The sequence below is a fragment of the Pseudomonas pergaminensis genome (genome assembly GCF_024112395.2).
Classification (GTDB): Bacteria; Pseudomonadota; Gammaproteobacteria; order Pseudomonadales; family Pseudomonadaceae; genus Aquipseudomonas; species Aquipseudomonas pergaminensis.
In genome coordinates this window covers 1,696,148-1,713,244 of sequence record NZ_CP078013.2, presented here as the reverse complement: position 1 = coordinate 1,713,244, position 17,097 = coordinate 1,696,148, and the positions used below count along the sequence as shown (strand labels likewise).

General features: G+C 61.8%; 19 protein-coding genes. 9 read left to right on the top strand and 10 right to left on the bottom strand.

Annotated features, from left to right (window positions below):
• Positions 1-64 precede the first annotated feature (64 nt).
• A complete protein-coding gene (locus tag KUA23_RS07765; protein WP_252993683.1) occupies positions 65-538 on the top strand; it encodes a cyclic nucleotide-binding domain-containing protein in 474 nt (157 codons plus the stop codon).
• On the opposite strand, the gene KUA23_RS07760 is transcribed toward KUA23_RS07765, so the two are convergent.
• Positions 535-813, bottom strand: coding sequence for a hypothetical protein (locus KUA23_RS07760; RefSeq protein ID WP_034102519.1), 279 nt, complete (start codon positions 811-813; stop codon positions 535-537). The genes KUA23_RS07765 and KUA23_RS07760 overlap by 4 nt on opposite strands.
• Before the next feature lie 78 nt (positions 814-891).
• Here KUA23_RS07760 and KUA23_RS07755 point away from each other — a divergent pair, with 78 nt between their 5' ends.
• Complete coding sequence (locus KUA23_RS07755) at positions 892-1,572, top strand: spermidine synthase (RefSeq protein WP_252993682.1); 681 nt, start codon at positions 892-894, stop codon at positions 1,570-1,572.
• A 4-nt stretch (positions 1,573-1,576) separates the two neighbouring features.
• Here KUA23_RS07755 and KUA23_RS07750 read toward each other — a convergent pair whose 3' ends face one another.
• On the bottom strand, positions 1,577-2,497 hold the full coding sequence (locus KUA23_RS07750) for a ParB/Srx family N-terminal domain-containing protein (RefSeq protein WP_252993681.1): 921 nt from the start codon (positions 2,495-2,497) through the stop codon (positions 1,577-1,579).
• A gap of 98 nt (positions 2,498-2,595) precedes the next feature.
• Between KUA23_RS07750 and KUA23_RS07745 the strand changes: the two genes are divergently transcribed.
• From KUA23_RS07745 to KUA23_RS07735, 3 genes are all read left to right on the top strand, one after another.
• Complete coding sequence (locus tag KUA23_RS07745; protein ID WP_252993680.1) at positions 2,596-2,970, top strand: YajD family HNH nuclease; 375 nt, start codon at positions 2,596-2,598, stop codon at positions 2,968-2,970.
• Positions 2,971-3,136: 166 nt separating this feature from the next.
• Positions 3,137-3,604 carry an RNA methyltransferase gene (locus tag KUA23_RS07740; RefSeq protein ID WP_003189607.1) on the top strand — a complete coding sequence of 156 codons (468 nt, stop codon included), beginning with the start codon at positions 3,137-3,139 and terminating at the stop codon, positions 3,602-3,604.
• Positions 3,605-3,672: 68 nt separating this feature from the next.
• Positions 3,673-4,023, top strand: coding sequence for a YgaP family membrane protein (locus KUA23_RS07735; protein WP_078047401.1), 351 nt, complete (start codon positions 3,673-3,675; stop codon positions 4,021-4,023).
• Positions 4,024-4,130: 107 nt separating this feature from the next.
• Here KUA23_RS07735 and KUA23_RS07730 read toward each other — a convergent pair whose 3' ends face one another.
• Together KUA23_RS07730 and KUA23_RS07725 are read right to left on the bottom strand one after the other, a co-directional pair.
• Positions 4,131-5,351, bottom strand: a complete 1,221-nt coding sequence (locus KUA23_RS07730; protein WP_252993679.1) for a hypothetical protein — start codon at positions 5,349-5,351, stop codon at positions 4,131-4,133.
• A 13-nt stretch (positions 5,352-5,364) separates the two neighbouring features.
• Complete coding sequence (locus KUA23_RS07725) at positions 5,365-5,814, bottom strand: YcgN family cysteine cluster protein (protein WP_003172524.1); 450 nt, start codon at positions 5,812-5,814, stop codon at positions 5,365-5,367.
• A 153-nt stretch (positions 5,815-5,967) separates the two neighbouring features.
• On the opposite strand from KUA23_RS07725, the gene KUA23_RS07720 reads away from it, so the two are divergent.
• Entirely contained in the window at positions 5,968-6,552 is a 585-nt protein-coding gene (locus KUA23_RS07720) for a nitroreductase family protein (protein WP_078047400.1), read from the top strand.
• A gap of 40 nt (positions 6,553-6,592) precedes the next feature.
• On the opposite strand, the gene KUA23_RS07715 is transcribed toward KUA23_RS07720, so the two are convergent.
• The 6 genes from KUA23_RS07715 to KUA23_RS07690 form a co-directional block, all read right to left on the bottom strand.
• Positions 6,593-9,583 (bottom strand): OspG family effector kinase, encoded by a 2,991-nt coding sequence (locus tag KUA23_RS07715; RefSeq protein ID WP_346356385.1) that lies wholly within the window; start codon positions 9,581-9,583, stop codon positions 6,593-6,595.
• Between the two features lie 178 nt (positions 9,584-9,761).
• On the bottom strand, positions 9,762-10,694 hold the full coding sequence (locus KUA23_RS07710; RefSeq protein ID WP_078047397.1) for a D-2-hydroxyacid dehydrogenase: 933 nt from the start codon (positions 10,692-10,694) through the stop codon (positions 9,762-9,764).
• 107 nt (positions 10,695-10,801) lie between these two features.
• Positions 10,802-11,095, bottom strand: a complete 294-nt coding sequence (locus tag KUA23_RS07705) for a YcgL domain-containing protein (RefSeq protein ID WP_003189597.1) — start codon at positions 11,093-11,095, stop codon at positions 10,802-10,804.
• On the bottom strand, positions 11,092-12,225 hold the full coding sequence (rnd, locus tag KUA23_RS07700) for a ribonuclease D (protein ID WP_078047396.1): 1,134 nt from the start codon (positions 12,223-12,225) through the stop codon (positions 11,092-11,094). The genes KUA23_RS07705 and rnd overlap by 4 nt, the downstream gene beginning before the upstream one ends.
• A gap of 122 nt (positions 12,226-12,347) precedes the next feature.
• Positions 12,348-12,947: a class I SAM-dependent methyltransferase gene (locus KUA23_RS07695; protein WP_100491295.1), complete on the bottom strand. Its 600-nt coding sequence runs from the start codon at positions 12,945-12,947 to the stop codon at positions 12,348-12,350.
• A 101-nt stretch (positions 12,948-13,048) separates the two neighbouring features.
• A complete protein-coding gene (locus KUA23_RS07690; protein ID WP_252993676.1) occupies positions 13,049-14,419 on the bottom strand; it encodes a glutamine synthetase family protein in 1,371 nt (456 codons plus the stop codon).
• A gap of 343 nt (positions 14,420-14,762) precedes the next feature.
• Here KUA23_RS07690 and KUA23_RS07685 point away from each other — a divergent pair, with 343 nt between their 5' ends.
• The 3 genes from KUA23_RS07685 (at position 14,763) to KUA23_RS07675 (ending at position 17,092) form a co-directional block, all read left to right on the top strand.
• Positions 14,763-15,533, top strand: coding sequence for a transporter substrate-binding domain-containing protein (locus KUA23_RS07685; protein ID WP_078047392.1), 771 nt, complete (start codon positions 14,763-14,765; stop codon positions 15,531-15,533).
• A 50-nt stretch (positions 15,534-15,583) separates the two neighbouring features.
• Positions 15,584-16,423 carry a cache domain-containing protein gene (locus tag KUA23_RS07680; protein WP_078047391.1) on the top strand — a complete coding sequence of 280 codons (840 nt, stop codon included), beginning with the start codon at positions 15,584-15,586 and terminating at the stop codon, positions 16,421-16,423.
• A gap of 540 nt (positions 16,424-16,963) precedes the next feature.
• Entirely contained in the window at positions 16,964-17,092 is a 129-nt protein-coding gene (locus KUA23_RS07675) for a hypothetical protein (protein WP_256997321.1), read from the top strand.
• Positions 17,093-17,097 lie beyond the last annotated feature (5 nt).

Here is a 17,097-nt window from a genome sequence, read left to right as displayed (position 1 = left end):
TAGCCGGGCGCTCCTGTCTGAACACAGGACCGCCCAACCTGATTGATGGACCAAGATTGCAGCCATGTCACAACCGACGCTTCTCAATAACGAAATCCGCGACATGCTCATGGACTGCGGCCTGTTCGACCCGCTGTTGCCGGAAGATTTTTACGTGGCCGCCGGCTACTTCAATATCAGCAGCATTGCCCGTGACGAAGTGATTTTCCTGGAGGGCGATGCCGGCACCTTCATGTGCATCATCCACAGCGGCCAGGTGGCAGTGCAGAAAACCAACCATGAAGGCCAGCGCCTGACCATCGCCACCCTGCGCAGTGGCCGGGCTTTTGGCGAAATGGCCGTACTGGACGGCGAGCGGCGCTCGGCCAGCTGCGTGGCGGCCAGCGACTGCGTGCTGCTGAACCTGGGCAAGGATGCCCTGGAAAAGATGCTCAACGAGGCTCCCAGGGTGGCCGCCAAGATCATCCGCGCAATCGCGATTGCCCTGTCCAAGCGCCTGCGCATGGCCGACGGGCAACTGCTGTCCCACCAGTTCTAACCGCCCGGCGTCTTCGGCTTGCTGTCGTTTTGCAGCAGGCCAGGCACGGTCTGGTCCTTTGGCGGCGTGGGCAACACGATGGGCACCAGGGGTGGCGAGCCATTGGTCTTGGGCACCGCGGGCGGGGTGATTTGCGGGTACAAGGTCGGCGTCGGGGTGCCCGGCGCGCCTGGCGTTGGAGCGGGCGCGACCGGTACGGTTTGCAACTCCTGAGCCTGCGCCGCACCCAATGCGAGCGCGCTCAACACAATGACCGTTAGAATGCTGCACTTCATCGATGGCTCCATGGCCTGACCGGAATGTCACAAGGCTACTCCCAACCGCGCAAGAATGCCCTTCCCAATGAGATTTCCATGAAACGTTTCGTTCTGCTCGACACCACCCCGATCCCCGATAACGGCGGTGCCTTGTGCCTGTTCGAGTACGGTGAAGATTTTGTCATCAAGATCCAGGGCGGTGACGGCGGCCAGTTGATGAACACGCGCATGCACGGCTCCGAAGACGCCCTGGCGGAAATCCCCTGCCGCAAAGTCGCCGGCCGCCCCGGTTCGCGGGTGTTGATTGGCGGCTTGGGCATGGGCTTTACCCTGGCCTCGGCGCTCAAGCATCTGGGCAAGACCGCCGAAGTAGTCGTCGCCGAGCTGGTGCCCGGCGTCGTGGAATGGAACCGTGGCCCGCTAGGCGAAAAATCCGGCCGCCCCTTACTGGACCCGCGTACGGTGATCCGCCAGGAAGACGTGGCCAAGGTGCTACAGGCCGAGCCCCAAGGCTTTGACGCAATCATGCTGGACGTGGACAACGGCCCCGAAGGCCTGACGCAACGGGCCAACAGCTGGCTCTACTCCGCCGGTGGCCTGGCCGCCTGCGCCAAGGCCCTGCGCCCCAAAGGCGTGCTGGCCGTGTGGTCGGCCAGCGCGGACAAGCTGTTCAGCGATAGACTGCGCAAGGCCGGTTTCAAGGCCGAGGAAGTGCAGGTGTTTGCCCATGGCAACAAGGGCACCCGACACACCATCTGGATTGCGCAGAAGGTGTGATCGGTTAGCGCAGGGAATTGCGGTAATCGATCACATACGGGACTTTTTTGTCGAAGGTCTTTTCCAGCTCATTGCGGTCGAGCTCGGTCATGCCGCCCAGTTGATGGGCGGTAAAACCGCTATCGCCGACCTGTGAGCCCGGCGCCAGGCTGACCATGCGCTTGGCCACGGCCTCAATGGCGTCCTTGTAGCCACCTTTCTTGTTCAGGTTGTACTTGCCCAGATCAATTTGAGTGCGCAGCCAGTTGCCCCAGTAGAACTCCAGGAACTCCGGCGCGATCTCCCCGGCCTCAGGCTTGCCATACGCAGCCTTGCGGGTGAAATACACCAGGCTGCGGAAAGTGTCGTCCTGCAGGTTCTTGAAGCCCAGGTGCGCCGGCAGTTGCTCGGGCGGCAGGGTCTGGCCTTGATTGTCCTTGAGCCAGACCTTGCGCGCGGCCTCCATGCGCTGCCAGAAGTTGGCCATGGTCGGGCTGTTGCTGAAGTCATCGGTGACCTTGACCCACATGTTCAGGCGAGGCCCACCGCCGGGCACTTCCCACAAGGTGGTGAAGCTATGGTGACCGTCGGTCAGGTACAACTGGCCGCCGGAGCCGACGACCACGGTTTTCATGTCGTCGGGATGGGTGCCCACCGGGTCCTTGCAGGTGAAGCTCGCCGGCATGTGCAGGTCCGCGCTCTTGGGCACTTTGTCGGCCTCGCCCTGGCCGTTGGTTTCGCAGTATTCATCGAAGACCTTGGCCGGTTTGTCAGCGAACAGGCCGAGGCTGTAGTAAATCTGGTCAAAACCCACCACCGCCTGGGTCGGGTGCAATTGGTCGAGGGCCACCTCGATCACCTGGCCGGGTTGTGGTGTAGAGAATGCCTGGGCTTGGGCCGTGAGCCCACACACCAACAGTGCAACAGTCCATGAATGCAGACGCATGCTTTTCAAATCCTTATCGATAAAGTGAAGCGGTTATTTACATCGCGAGCGGCTAGAATCAATCCTATCCGTGAACCACCAAACAGCCAGGAGCCATGATGAGCTCGACCAACCCGCCCTCCCACACCGCCAAGCTGGATCGCATCCTTGCCGATGCCCAGCGCGATCGGGAAATGGGCTACCGCGACAAAGCCTTGAAGATGTACCCCCACGTGTGCGGCCGCTGCGCCCGTGAGTTCTCTGGCAAACGCCTGAGTGAACTGACCGTACACCACCGAAACCACAATCATGATGACAATCCCCAGGACGGTTCCAACTGGGAGTTGCTCTGCATGTACTGCCACGACAACGAACACTCGCGCTACACCGACCAGCAGTACTTCGGCGAAGGTTCCACCAGCAGCCCGACGATTGCCAAGGCCACGCATAACCCGTTTGCGGCGTTGGCGGGGTTGATGAAGAAGGACGACTGAAATCGTCGCTGACTGTGCCGGCCTCTTCGCAGGCAAGCCAGCTCCCACAATTGGAATGCATTCCCCTGTGGGAGCCGGGCTTGCCCGCGATAGCGATATCCCAGACAACACCGCACCCTGCCTAATCCCCGTATAATCGCCGCTTTTCTCCAAGGCACCCTTCCCCGTGGGCAATAAACGCTACAGCTGCATCGGCCTGTACAACCCCAAATCCCCCGAAAACGTCGGCTCGGTCATGCGCGCTGCAGGCTGCTACGGCGTGGCCTCGGTGTTCTACACCGGCGTGCGTTACGAGCGCGCCCGGGACTTCATCACCGACACCAAGAAGGTCCACCACGACATTCCGCTGATCGGCATTGATGACCTGAAAAAGATCCTGCCCCTGGGCTGCATCCCCGTCGCCGTGGAACTGGTGGAGGGTGCCCGCCCCCTGCCGGAATACACCCACCCCGACCGCGCGCTGTACATTTTCGGCCCGGAAGACGGCTCCCTCGACAAGGAGATACGCGACTGGTGTGAGGATGTGGTGTACATCCCGACCACCGGCTGCATGAACCTCGCCGCCACCGTCAACGTGGTGCTCTATGACCGCCTGGCCAAGGGCAACAACACCCGCTCGGGTCCCAAGTACTGAGATTTAGGGAACATCCGGCGCCTGCGGGCAGTCAGCTATTTATCAATAGCCCTCGTTGGAGACAGATCATGAGCGACAGCAAAACCTTGCGACCTATCATCGAACACACGCCGTTCCAGACCCAGCCCACGCAAAACGTGCACGGTTGGGAGCGCATCGGCTCGGTGGCCGGTGGCGTGATGATGGTCGGCAAAGGCCTGCGCCGAGGTGGGATTTTCGGCTTGATCCAAGTGGCGATCGGCGGCGTGGCACTGGCCCGTGGTTTTACCGGGCACAGCACGCTCAAGGACAAGCTCGAACAGGGCCGCCAGGAAATGAACACGGTGCGCGCAAAGATCGAGCGGGCCGGGGAAGAATTGAAGAACTTGAAGACCAAGGCCGAAGTGGCCGCTGAGAAAGCCGTAAAAACCACCGGCTGACATTACCCCGACCTGTAGGAGCCCGGCTTACCGGCGATGGCGTCCTTGATGGCCCTATCGCCGGCAAGCCGGGCTCCTACAAGGAATTGCGGAGGTTCAGCAAGGGTTCAACGCAGCAGCTTACTATCCAGCACCACCGACGACTCGCCAATGATGCTCTCTGCCAACTGCACGAACTCCGCCGTCGTGATGCTGTTGGCGCGCATTACCGCTTGCGCGAGGTCATCCAGGGAGCGCTTGTTGTGAGTCTTCACGCGAATCTCGCGATCCAGTTCCTGCAGCATCACCACCGCCCGTGACACCGTCGCACCACTGACGTGCTCACCGCGCAGGCTGGTCACCTCCTTGCCTTCCTTCGTCAACCGCGCCTGTATCGCCTGATACCGCTCATCGGTGATGCCACCGGCGCGGCGCACCAGTTCGATGCCGTAGTACTCGGCCAGGCCTTCGCTGATCCAATCACTGGTGTCGTGGTCATTGAAGCGCCCGATTGCCTGCACCACTTCCCGCACCAACGGGCTGCTGCCGTTTTCGCTGACCAGTGGGGTGCGGCTGTTGAGGTAGATCGAGTCGCGCGCCGAGAACGCGCCACGGCGCATCGGATCACTGGCGCCCACCACCAGCAGTTTCGCCGGATGCCGCGGGAAAGCGGCCTCCACCTGCGGCCAGACAAAGGTTAGCAACGTCAGCACATCCATGCGGCGCATGGCCTGGCCTTTGGGCGAGGCCACGGTGACTTCTGTCTCGCCCAGGCGCACGCGGCGGCTGCCGAGGTTGCCGGCGAGCATCCAGCCGGTGGGGCGGTCGAACAGGCGGGAAACGTTATCGATGCGGAATGTGCGCTTGCCGATGCGCGGCCAGGCGGTTTCGACGCTTTTCCAGCCGGCCGGCAGCTCGAACACCAGGCGCGAGACCAACTCGATGCCGTCCTGCTGGTCGAGCCGCGCCGGCGGCACCAGGTCTTCGCCGCGAAACAGCGCCCAGCTCGGCGTCATCCGCGCCTCAAAAGTACCGGGTTTGCGCGCATGGGTAAGGCGCACACGGTAGGTGAGGCTGGCTTTGCTGGCGCTGGGTTGCCACACGCCTCGGTGCTCATTGACGCTCCACTGGCCGTCGGCCTTGAAGTCGCTGTAGTCACCGTCGTGGCCGAGGTCGAAGTTGAGGCTGCGCACCACCGAGCCCTGGGACAGGCTCACACGCACCTCGGCCTGATCGCTCTGGGGCAGGAGCTTGACGTGGTAGTCCAGGTCGACTTTCTTCGCGCACCAGCCCGACGTGCTCAGTGCCAGCAGCACGACCGATGCCGCCAGCTTGAATCCCACCCTCATACCCACTCCTTGTTCAGCCCGCGCGGAAAATCAGGTAATCCTCCCAGTCATCCTCGGGCACGCTGCCTTCGCTGAGCATGCGCCCGGACTGGGAAATGCGTTCATGGTGCACGGCATCACGGTCGCCACAAACCAGGTGGTGCCACAGCGGCAGGTCCTTGCGCTCGCTGACCAGGCGGTAGCCACAGGTCGGTGGCAGCCATTTGAACTGGTCGGCCTGGCCTGGGGTGAGCTGGATGCAATCCGGCACCGACGCACGGCGGTTGGGGTAGTCAGTGCACTGGCAGGTTTTCAGGTCGAGCAGTTTGCAGGCGATACGCGTGTAATAGACGCTGTTGTCGTCTTCGTCCTCAAGCTTTTGCAGGCAGCACAGGCCACAGCCGTCGCACAACGACTCCCACTCCTCCTGATCGAGGTGTTCAAGGGTTTTGCGTATCCAGAAGGGTTCGACTTTGGCGGCCATGGCTCTACATCAGTATCGGTAGGTGAAAAGGCCGCCAGTCTAGTGCCCACGGCGCCTGGAACCAAGCGCTAGCGACTGGCGGTGTAACAACACTTGTCAGTCTAGTGGCCGCGCAGTAGTTTTGAGCGCCGAATTGACGATCAGGAACTGCTCATGACCCGTGTTGCCGATTATCCGATCCACACCCAGTTCACCGACCGCTGGTCACCTCGCGCCTTCACCGGCGAGAGCATCTCCAAGGACACCCTGCTGAGCTTCTTCGAAGCCGCACGCTGGGCACCCTCCGCCTACAACTCGCAGCCGTGGCGTTTTCTCTACGCGCGCCGCGACACGCCAGACTGGGAGCGTTTCCTGGGTTTGCTGAATGAATTCAACCGTAACTGGGCGCAGCATGCATCGGCCCTGGTGATCATCGCCTCGAAAACCGACTTCACCGCCCCCGGCGCCACCGAAGAAACCCCGGCCCTGTGGCACACCTTCGACACCGGTTCCGCCTGGGGCCACCTGGCGCTGCAGGCCAGCCTCAGCGGCTGGCACACCCACGGCATGGCCGGATTCGATCAGGAGCTGACCCGCAAAGAGCTGAAAATCCCGGAAGGTTATGCACTGCATGCCGCCGTGGCGATCGGCAAATTGGGGGACAAGTCGAGCTTGCCGGAATACCTGCAAGGTCGCGAAGCCCCCAGCCCGCGCAAGCCGCTGAGCGAGCTGGTGTCAGAAGGCGATTTCAGCCTGTAGCACCACGTTAAGGCTGCCCCCGAGGGGGCAGTTGCAACGTCTACGCGATCAACCCACGGAACTGCGTCCTGAGCTTGTCAGCGTCACGCAGGAAATCGTCCCGGTGTATCGCAAACGTAGCGTCATCAAAGTGCAGGATATCCTGGGGCGGGAAGTCGAAATCCACCGGATAGACCTTGTTCTCTTTAGCCGAGTACATAAAGTTGGACAGTTGAACATCGTTGGGAAACATCTCTTTCTTCAGCAGGTCTGCCAACATCTCATCGAGTGCCGCTTTAGCCTGCGGCGGCAGACTGCGCGGTGCAATGGCATCCAGCGAGACCCCGTCTATTTTTTTCATTTTCAGGTAGCCGCGGCCGTTTTCGAACAGGGCCACGGCAAACCCTTCGCCGTAATACTCGTTCAGGCACTGCGCTTGCCGCTCGAAGTAGTCAGGCACTTTTTGATGGCCCGACGTTCGCGTCTCCTTGTAGACATGGACGCCGTCGAGGCTTTCGTAAAGACGGCTCTCGGAGCCACCGCCGATCATCCGCCCAAGGTCCGAGCCAACGCTGGGCGGGTTCCCCCCCATCGCCCCCAAGCGTATCCACTGGTCACCCTGCACATGCTGAACCAGCAGCGGAGTCTGCCGATTGGCACTGTAGATGCGCGCCTGCACCACGCCCTCGGGGGTGCGCGTGACTTCCCGGACTTCATAGACTGCCGCCCGGCCACTGTCGTCGATATGCCGGATATGGGACGTGTGACCATCCGCCGCCACATACACGCCCTGGCTGTTGCGCGAGCGCCCGGCAAGAGTGGATTTGGGTACTTTGTACTCGCGGAACAGCTTGTTGCTCAGCTCCCGACCCGGTGCCACTTCCACTGTCGCCAGCACACCGTCTACCGCGCGCGCCTTGGCGGTAAAATCTTCCAGCGGGCTGCCATAAGCCTGCATCCTGTCCACGTCAAAGCTATACCACTTACCGTCCTTGAGCACCGCGCCGCCTTCAACCGTCTGGCCGGCCAGCTTGAAGGTGCCGGTGGCCGCCACACCGTGCTGTGCGCTCGCAGCCTTCAGCACGTCATAGCTTGCGGTGCCTCCGCGGAGTTTATTGACAGCCCGCACTCCCAGGCGGCTGCCTTTGCTCAATAGCCAGGCGCTCCCCGCCGCCAAGTCCCCAAGGCCCGCCAGCGGGTTGAAGGCTTCAATGGCTGCCAGGCCGACAAAGCGCAGTGCATTGGCCAACCCGCGAATGCTGGTAAACCCCTTGGAAAAGGCTTTGCCGGCCTGGGCGGCTTTGCCCGCACCGAAGCTCAACAACCCCACCACATCCAGCGCCAGGTCCACCGCCCCCTCGCCATAATTGCCCTTGATGAAGTTGACGATGGCGGACCTGAACGGGATCAGGTTCAAGAAGAACTCACCGATGGCGTGGACGACATCCCGCGCTTCATCGTAGGAGGTGATGCCCCTGGCGTACGTCAACAAGTCTTTATTTTTCAAGTCCAGGGAACGGGCGAACACATCGCCAATGGCGTCGAAGCGGTCGCCACCCGCCCCCTGCCCCTCATTGATCGTGCCCAAGAGCACGGTCTTACTGACCAGGTTCGCGTTCCGGGTCTCCATGTTCTCGGCGGTGTATGGCTGCGCATAGTGATCCCTCAGGTAGTTCTGTTTCTCGATCTTGCCGCTGCGGGTATCCAGCTCATAGACGTTGACCTCCCCATCACGCGTGGTCTTGACCAGCAGGGTATGCCCACGCGTCTTGAGGGTAAGCGGGGTCAGGAAATCCGTGGCCATGGTGTATTGATTGGTGTGGAAGAACTCCAGCTTGCCGTGCTTGAAGTTGTTCCTGTCCTTCAGTGGCAATGTGGAAATAAGGTAGCTGGCCAGGCCTTTGTGCCCCTGCTCCAGCGATTGAATGGCGTGGTCGTACTGACGCTTGAAGGCCTCGGCCACCTTGAAGGCGCCGCCTTCATACAGCTCACAGAAACGCGTGACGGGGATTCGGGCGTCGTTGGACAACCAATGTTCCTGCGACCCCAGTACGGCCCCCTCCATCACAATATCGAGCATTGAACGCATCCCCGGAAAAAGCCCGGGGCGTCCTGGCCTGAGCCAGGCTTTCTGGATAGCGCGGATCTCGAACACACTCGGATCCACGCCTGGAAAACACTCCTTGAGTCTGGCCAAGGCCATTTCCCGACGACTGGGAACCTCGACCTGCACGGCGGCGCTGGCGTTCATCAACGCGCTCAATTGACTGTTATAGGCCGTGCGTGCGCGCTCCAGGTCACTGTCAGTCAAGGGCGATACGGCATCGAGCACATCGTTGGCCACGGCCCAGTCGATCAAGGCCTTACGCTGCATGGGCTGGATATCCAGACCGTCAGCACTTATTTGCCCCGACTTCGCCAGCACTTCGGCGTAGCTCATTGAGCGCGCAGCCCCTGGCGAATCCGCTTCGACCTTGGCGACCGCCATTGCCAGTTGGGCCCAGGTAAGGCTTCCATACGTGACAATGGCAGGAATGTCCTTGACCAGAAACTCGGGCGCCGTCGACGCCAGCAGCAGGTGCGCCGCCAGCGTAGCGGTTTGAGACGTCGCCCGCCCCTGCTCGACCAGATGGCGCTCCAAGCCCTTAACCACCACGGACGCCGGCATGCCCCAGTGCGCGCTCTGCCCAAGGTCAAAGCCGCCGATCGGGCTGGCTTGCCCAAGCTGCGGAGCCAGCCCGAGCTGGAGGGCGGCCATCACGTAATCATGCAGGCTTGTGTCAGTCGGCAAACCACCGAGTTCGTCCTGGATGACCCGTCCCAGTGCCTGGGCCTTGGGGGAAGCCAGCAGCTTTTGCAAGGCGAGTGCCGGGTCTTGCAGGTCGGCGTTGGTCACCGCACTGCCGCTGAGCAAATACCCCAACACGCCCTTGCGACTGTCCGGCATCACCTCGAGGATGGCTTGCCGTTGCGGCGCCGTCAGCGGAATCGGCCAAGAGAGCGCGCCGCCGAAATTGCCCAGTGCCGGCGCGGCTGCGGGACTGGCCCGCACGCTTTCAGTGGGTCTGGAGACTGTTGGGGCAGGGCTTTGCGCCTTCCCCGTTTGAATGAATGGGACAGAAGCGCGGGAAGCATTGAGGACGATCATGGATTTCACCAGTCCGTGGCCAAGAGGTCACTCTTGGTGCCGGAACCTGGCAAAACGGTTCCAGCAGGACGGTGAAACGTGATCAGTAACCGCGTTCGAAATCCACTTCGCCGCGCAGCGCTTGCTTGGCCTGATACGCCCGCAGGTTTTGCACAAACAGCGCCACCATCAATTCAGGCGAAGTCGGCGCCGAACTGTGGCCGGTGAGCAGCAGCCCCCAGGCTGTCCAGAACGGATGACGCTGTGGCAGCGGTTCCTGGCGGCACACATCAATCACCGCGCCGGCCAGATGCCCTTCTTTCAGGGCCTCGACCAAGTCCGCATCCACCACCGCCACTCCGCGCCCGACGTTGATGAACAACCCGGTCGGCTTGAATTGCTTGAACAGCGCCGCGTCGTACAGGTCATGGGTGTTCGGCGTGTTGGGCAGCAGGTTGATCACATAGTCCACCTCCCCCACCAGCCGGCCCAATTGGTCGAGCCCGGCCACTTCAATAAACGGCGCCTGCTCGCGCGCAGCGCTGGCAATACCGTAGAGCTTCACGCCGAACGGCAGCAGGAACTCGGCGACGCTCTGGCCGATATCGCCAGTACCGACGATCAGCGCCTTGCGCCCCGCCAGGCTCTGGCCCATGCGGTTGTCCCATTTGCGCTCGACCTGACTGACCAGGCGCGCCAGCACTTCACGTTCGTGGCCGAGCATGTAGGTGAGCACGAATTCGGCCATGACCTGGCCAAAGATGCCAACAGCCCGGGTCAGGCGATAATCGCGGGGTAGGCCTTCGGCCAGCAATGGCGTGATGCCAGCCCACGTCGATTGCAGCCATTGCGGCTGATGGCCTTGACGCAACAAAGTGGCCAACAGGTCCGGCTGACCCAGCCATACCGGGCAATCGGCGGCCAGGCGCGACAGTTCGGCCGAGTCGCCGCTGGTGAGCACTTCAAGGTCAGGTGCCGCTTCGCCCAGCAGTTGGGCGTAGAGCGGGTGATCCTGTTCAGCAATCAGAACACGCATGCTTAAAACCTTTCAAAAACAGTACGGGCGGCCGCCCGCATCCTTACGGCCACCGCCCACTTATACGATTCCATTGAAGCACGCGCCCCGGACGGGGCACGGATCGATCACATCGGGTCGTTACGGCGCAGCAGCTCTTCGGGCAAGTGTTCGATGTACTCGTCCTCGGCCGGTGGCATTTGCAGGTGATAGCCCTGCTTGTCGAGGTTTTCCAGGACCACGGCGATGTCCTCGCGGGACAGCTTGCGCTCCGGCGTCAGCACCATGTCAAACGCGTGATGGGCCTTGCCGAAGGCTTCCATCAAGGGTTCCGGCACGCGCTCCAGGGCGTCGCTTTTCAGCACGTAAAGGTACATCCCGTCTTTTTTCTTGCTGCGATAGATGGAGCAGATACGTTTCAAGGCTGTTCTCCGGCAGTGGCCAGGCTGTCGAGCAGCGCCTGGCCCATCAACTCGCGGCGCCAGCCACGCAGCGAGTCTGGCAATTTATAAGGCCCATCGGGATAGCCGCTTTTGACCAGGGCTTCGAGGGTTTTCTTGCGCAGCATCAGTTCCGGCGCCATGTCCAGGCGTTCGGCCTCTGCTTGGCCAAGGGCGCGCAGTTGCTTGATCAGTGCGGCGGCATCCACCGGCAACGGTTCGGCAACGGCAGGCGGCCATTGGTCCATGGGCACGCTGCCGGCACGCTTGATCAGGTCCAGCAGGAACTGACCGTCCTGACGCACGGTACGCGGGTGCATGTCTTCGATCTTGCCCAGCGCGGCGAGGTTATCCGGCTGGGATTTGGCCAGGGGCCACAATGAGTGTTCGCGAATGATGCGGTTGCGCGGCAGGTCCCGGGCACGGGCTTGTTGCTCGCGCCAGGCGCACAGTTCACGCAGCACGGCGAGCTGGGCGCGGGATAGCTTCCACGCCAGCTTGGCGTCGCGATACACCTCGTAAGGGTCGACTTCGCGGCGCAGGTTGGCGACCAATTCGGCGCCGTCCTCCAGCACCCAGGCGTATTTGTCATCCGACAGCTGCGGGCGCAGGCGGATGTACACCTCGGCCAGGTGCACCGCGTCTTCGGCGGCGTAGCTGACCTGCGTCTCGGACAATGGCCGCTGCAGCCAGTCCGAACGGGTCTCGCCCTTGGGCAGTTCGATATCCAGCACGGCTTGCACCAGGCGCGAATAGCCCATGGAGAAACCGAGGTTCAGGTAAGCCGCCGCCAATTGGGTGTCGAACAACGGCACCGGCAGGCTGCCGGTCAGGCGCAGCAACACTTCGAGGTCTTCGCTGCAGGCGTGCACCACCTTGATCACCGCCGGGTTTTCCAGCAAGGCGGCCAGGGGTTGCCAGTTGTCGATGGTCAGGGGGTCGATCAGGTAAGCGCGAACGCCATCACCGATCTGGATCAGCCCGGCAATGGGATAAAAGGTGTCGACCCGCATGAATTCGGTGTCGAGGGCGACGAATGGCAACTGCTGCCATTCGGCGCAATGCTGGCCGAGGCTATCGTTGTCGCAGATCCAGTGAATATCGATGGCCACACGGCTCTCCCTTGAAGAATGGCGCGCAGTATATATCGCGAAAGGGGCTAGCGAGCATCCGCAGTGCACAGGCGACCATGAAAACTCAGACAGGAGATGAAGAATAGTCCGACAGGCGGGAGTTATCCTCTCTTACGCAGCACGTAGACCCGCCACAGGCTTGAGCCTGGCATGAACTCCTGATGGTGCAGGACCTTGAAGCCGGCCCCGCGGAACTCGTCTTCTACGGCCGTGCGCGCATTGACGGAGACAATCACCGTGTCGCGGCTGACCCGGTGGAACTCGCGCAACAGGGCCAATCGCCCTTCGCTGCTGGGGACATGGCGAAACAATTCCAGGCAGAAAATGCAGTCCACCGCATTCGCCGACAAGCCAATGGAAAACGCCGAACCCTGAAACGTCTTGACGCGCTTGAGCAACGACGCCGGGTGGTGGGTGCGGGCGTGGTCGAGCATGTCCTGGGAATTGTCCGAGGCCAGGATCACACGGTTGACGTGCTCGGCCAGCACCGGCCAGAAACGTCCCGAGCCGCACGCCAGGTCCAATACCAGCCCAGGTTCGCCGGCCACTTTCAGGGCCTGGCGCACCAACCATTCGTCGCGCCACGACGCCAGGCGCCGGCGCAACCCCGGCGGGCGCGTATCACCGCACACCCTGGCGTGCTCGCGGTCACAGCGCTCGGCGTATTCGATCTCGATAGAAGAAGGTGGTTGTGGCGACATCGCGGGCTCAGGTGAGTTGAACGGTAGTGAATGACCTTGATTCGCAGCTTAACCACTGCAATGTCAAAAAAAGGTCGAAGCCGTCACTGCCGTAGCCCCGATCACGCCTGGTGCAGATACCAGCGCCAATCCTGCTCGCCCACTTCGCCCATGAACTGGCGGAATTCGGCGCGCTTGACGGCCAGGTACACGCCCAGGAATTCACTGCCGAACGCGTCCCGCGCCCAACTCGACCCTTCCAGGGCGCGCAGGGTGGTCAACCAGTCGGTAGGCAGCAACTCCTTGGCCTGGGCATAGCCATTGCCTTCAACCGGAGCGCCGGGGTCGCGTTGTTCACGGATGCCGCGATGGATACCGGCCAGGATCGCGGCGGCGGCCAGGTAAGGATTGGCGTCGGCGCCGCAGATGCGATGTTCGATATGCCGGGAGTTGGCCGGACCGCCCGGCACGCGCAAGCTGACGGTGCGGTTGTCCACACCCCAGGTGGCGGCCAGGGGTGCGTAGCTGTTGGTCTGGAACCGACGGTAGGAGTTGGCGTTGGGGCAGAACAGCAGCAGCGAGTCGAGCAAGGTGCTGAGCATGCCGCCCACCGCCTGGCGCAGCAGCGGCGTGCCGTCGGTGGCCTCGCTGGCGAACAGGTTATTGCCCTCGGCATCCGCCAGGCTCACGTGCATGTGCATGCCGGTGCCCGCCAAGTCGTCGAACGGCTTGGCCATGAAGCAGGCGGTCATCCCGTGTTTATGCGCCACGCCCTTGACCAGCCGCTTGTAGCGCACGGCTTCGTCCATGGCTTGCAGAGCGTCGGTGCGATGCTCCAGGGTGATTTCCACTTGGCCCGGCGCGTATTCGGAAATCGCCGTGCGCGCAGGAATGCCCTGCAGTTTGCAGGCGCTGTAGAGGTCGGCAAGGAAGGGTTCGATCTGCTCCAGCTCACGCAGACCGTAGACCTGGGTCGAGCGTGGGCGCCCGCCATCCACATCGCGCGCCGGTTGCGGGCGGCCATTGCCGTCGGGCTTCTGGTCGAGCAGGTAGAACTCCAGCTCTGCCGCCATCACCGGGTAATAACCGTCGGCCTTGAGGCCATCGATCACCTTGGCGAGCAAATGCCGGGGGTCGGCCACGGTGGCGGGCAAGCCTTCGGTGGGGTGCATGCTGACTTGCACCGCAGCGGTGGGGATCAACCGCCACGGCATGCGTTGCAAACTGCCGCTGATCGGGTAAGCGCGGCAGTCGATGTCACCCACCTCCCAGACCAGACCCGAGTTTTCCACGTCGTCGCCGTTGATGGTCAGCCCCAGGATAGTACTGGGCAAGGGGCGGCCGCTTGCATACACCGCCAGCAGTTCATCGCGGTGCAGCAACTTGCCGCGTGGTACGCCGTTGTTGTCGAGGATAAACAGCTCGAACATCTCGATGTCCGGATGCTGTTCGAGAAAAGACTGGGCTTCGTGCAGGCAGGCAAAAACACTCATGGGCATTCTCATACGTATGTGTCGGGCAGGCGCACAGGTGCGCGCCATCCTGGGGATGGATCAACGTAGGAATGAGGTGTCTGGTGGGCGTGCGTGTCGGCAGTGGAACAGGGCCCAGAACGCGAGATCGGACGGCAGTGTCGCGGGGTGGGTGTCGGAGGAGCCGTCCATGCGGTAATCACAGTGCTAGAGATAAACGCCAGCGTCACACGCCTGCATAGGTGGTTAAATTCAGGGTTGACGGAGTTTGGTTGCAACCTGGCTAAACATTTACCGCGCCTTGCCACCTGGCCCAGTGCTGGAAATAATGAGCGCCCAGCCCATGCCCCAAGGACTCGACCGCATGAAAGTTCCTTTCGCCCTGTGTGTACTCGGCCTGGCAACCAGCGCCCTGGCCGACACCGCCCCTTCGCGCCTGGACGAGGTGCTCAAGCGCGGCACGCTCACGGTCTGCACCACCGGCGACTACAAGCCCTACACCGCCTTGCGCGCCGACGGCCGCTATGAAGGCATCGACATTGCCATGGCCGAGTCCCTGGCCAAGAGCCTCAGCGCCACCATCCAATGGGTGCCCACCACCTGGAAAACCCTGATGCCGGACTTCCTGGCCCAGCGCTGCGACATCGCCGTGGGCGGGATTTCGGTGTCCCTGGAACGCCAGAAGAAGGCGTTCTTCAGCCAGTCCCTGGGCGTCGACGGCAAGATCCCACTGGTGCGGTGCGACGATGTGAAGCGTTACCAGACCGTCGAGCAGATCAACCAGCCCCAGGTGCGGGTGATCGAACCGGCAGGCGGCACCAACGAAGTGTTCGCCCGCGCCCACCTGGGCCAGGCGCAAATCCGTTTGCACGACAACGTGACCATCTTCGACGAACTGCTGTCGGGCAAGGCCGACGTGATGATCACCGACGCCAGCGAAGCGCGTTACCAGCAGAAGCTCAAGCCCGGGCTGTGTGCGGTCAACCCGGAGCGGCAGATGCAGTACAGCGAAAAAGCCTTTTTGCTGCCGCGTGATGACGTGGCCTGGAAGAGCTATGTCGATCAATGGTTGCACCTGAGCGTCGCCACCGGGGTGTATGACGGCATCGTCAACCAATGGCTGGCGGCGCCTTGAGCCAAGGCCGTCTACGCTGTGGTCACACCAACAATAACGAGGGATGGGCCATGAAGGGACTGCTCCGACTCAGCTGGCTGCTGCTGTTGTGTTTCAGCCAGGTGCACGCCGCGACGACTCAGGATGAGGACGCGCAGGCGGCCAAGGCGCTGCTGGAAAAAGCCTTGGCTTACTACCAGAGCAACGGCGACAAGGCCTTTGCCGCTTTTAGCCGGCAGGGCGAATTCGTCGACCACGACCGCTATGTGTTTGTGGTCGACACCCAGGGCGTGCTGCTGGCCAGTGGCGGGCCCTCCTCCGCCTTGATCGGCCGCGATGTGTCTGAAGTGCTGGGCCCGGATTTGCGCCAGTCGTTCAAGGACGCACTCAAGCGCCCGGAAGGCCAGGGCATCCAGCAGGCCGATTACCGCTGGCAGAACTGGAACGACGGCAAGGTCGAGCATAAACATGTGTTTTATCAGCGCGTGGGCGAACGCATCCTGGCGGTGGGTTATTACTTGCCACGGGCTACGCCGGAACAGGCCAGGGCCTTGCGCAACAAGGCGGTGAACGCGTTGCTCAAGGATGAAACCGGTACGCTCAAGGCCATCAACTCATTGCAGGGGGGATTCTTGCAGGATGATCTCTATGTGTTTGTGGTCGACCTGGATACCCAGCGCTATGTGGCCCACGGCACTAATCTGCGGCTGGTCAACACTGACTTCAGCAAGATCAAGGACCCGGACGGGAGGCCGGTTGGGGAGCCGATTCTCAAGCTGATGGCGGAGCAGGATCAGGGGGAATACAAGTACCGTTGGAAGAACCCGGTGACCGATAAGGTTGAGAATAAGCATGCGTATGTGCGCAAGGCGGGGCATTTCATGGTTGCGGTGGGGTATTACAGCCCTTGATGGGGTATTGAAATGCGATGGTTTGTGGGGGGGTGCTCCCCCAATTTCGCTGTAACCCCCCCCGATCCAAATGTGGGAGCTGGCTTGCCTGCAAAGACGGCCTGACAGCCAACCACTATCTAACTGCCACCCCTGCGATTCAAAAATGTGGGAGCTGGCCTGCCTGCGAAAACGGCCTGACAGCCAACCACAATCTAACTGTCACCCCCGCGATTCAAAAATGTGGGAGCTGGCTTGCCTGCGAAGGCGGCCTGACAGCCGACCAGGATGTTGGATCAGACCGAGTACATATCCGTTATTCAGGTAACGGCTGATATGGGTTCCGCCCTTACGGCGGCTCACTTTGGAAAAGCCCCAAAGTAAGCAAAGGGCTCTTGCCCCAACACTCGGCACCTCGCCTAGGCTCGGTGTGCCCGTAATCCGACAGGTATTTGGGGGGCCGCCGCCACGCGCCATCCATGGCGCGGGGCGGCTAAACCGGCATCCCTGCCGGTTTACCCCCCAAATCCCTGTCGAATTCCGGCCAGCGTGTTTGACGGGGTGCCTGAGATCAAGAGCGAGATCAAGATCAAGATCAATATCAAGATCAAGATCAAGATCAATATCAAGATCAAGATCAAGGGCGGCTCGCTTCGCATCGTGGGTACGGTTGCGTTGGTGGCTGTTTAGTGTTC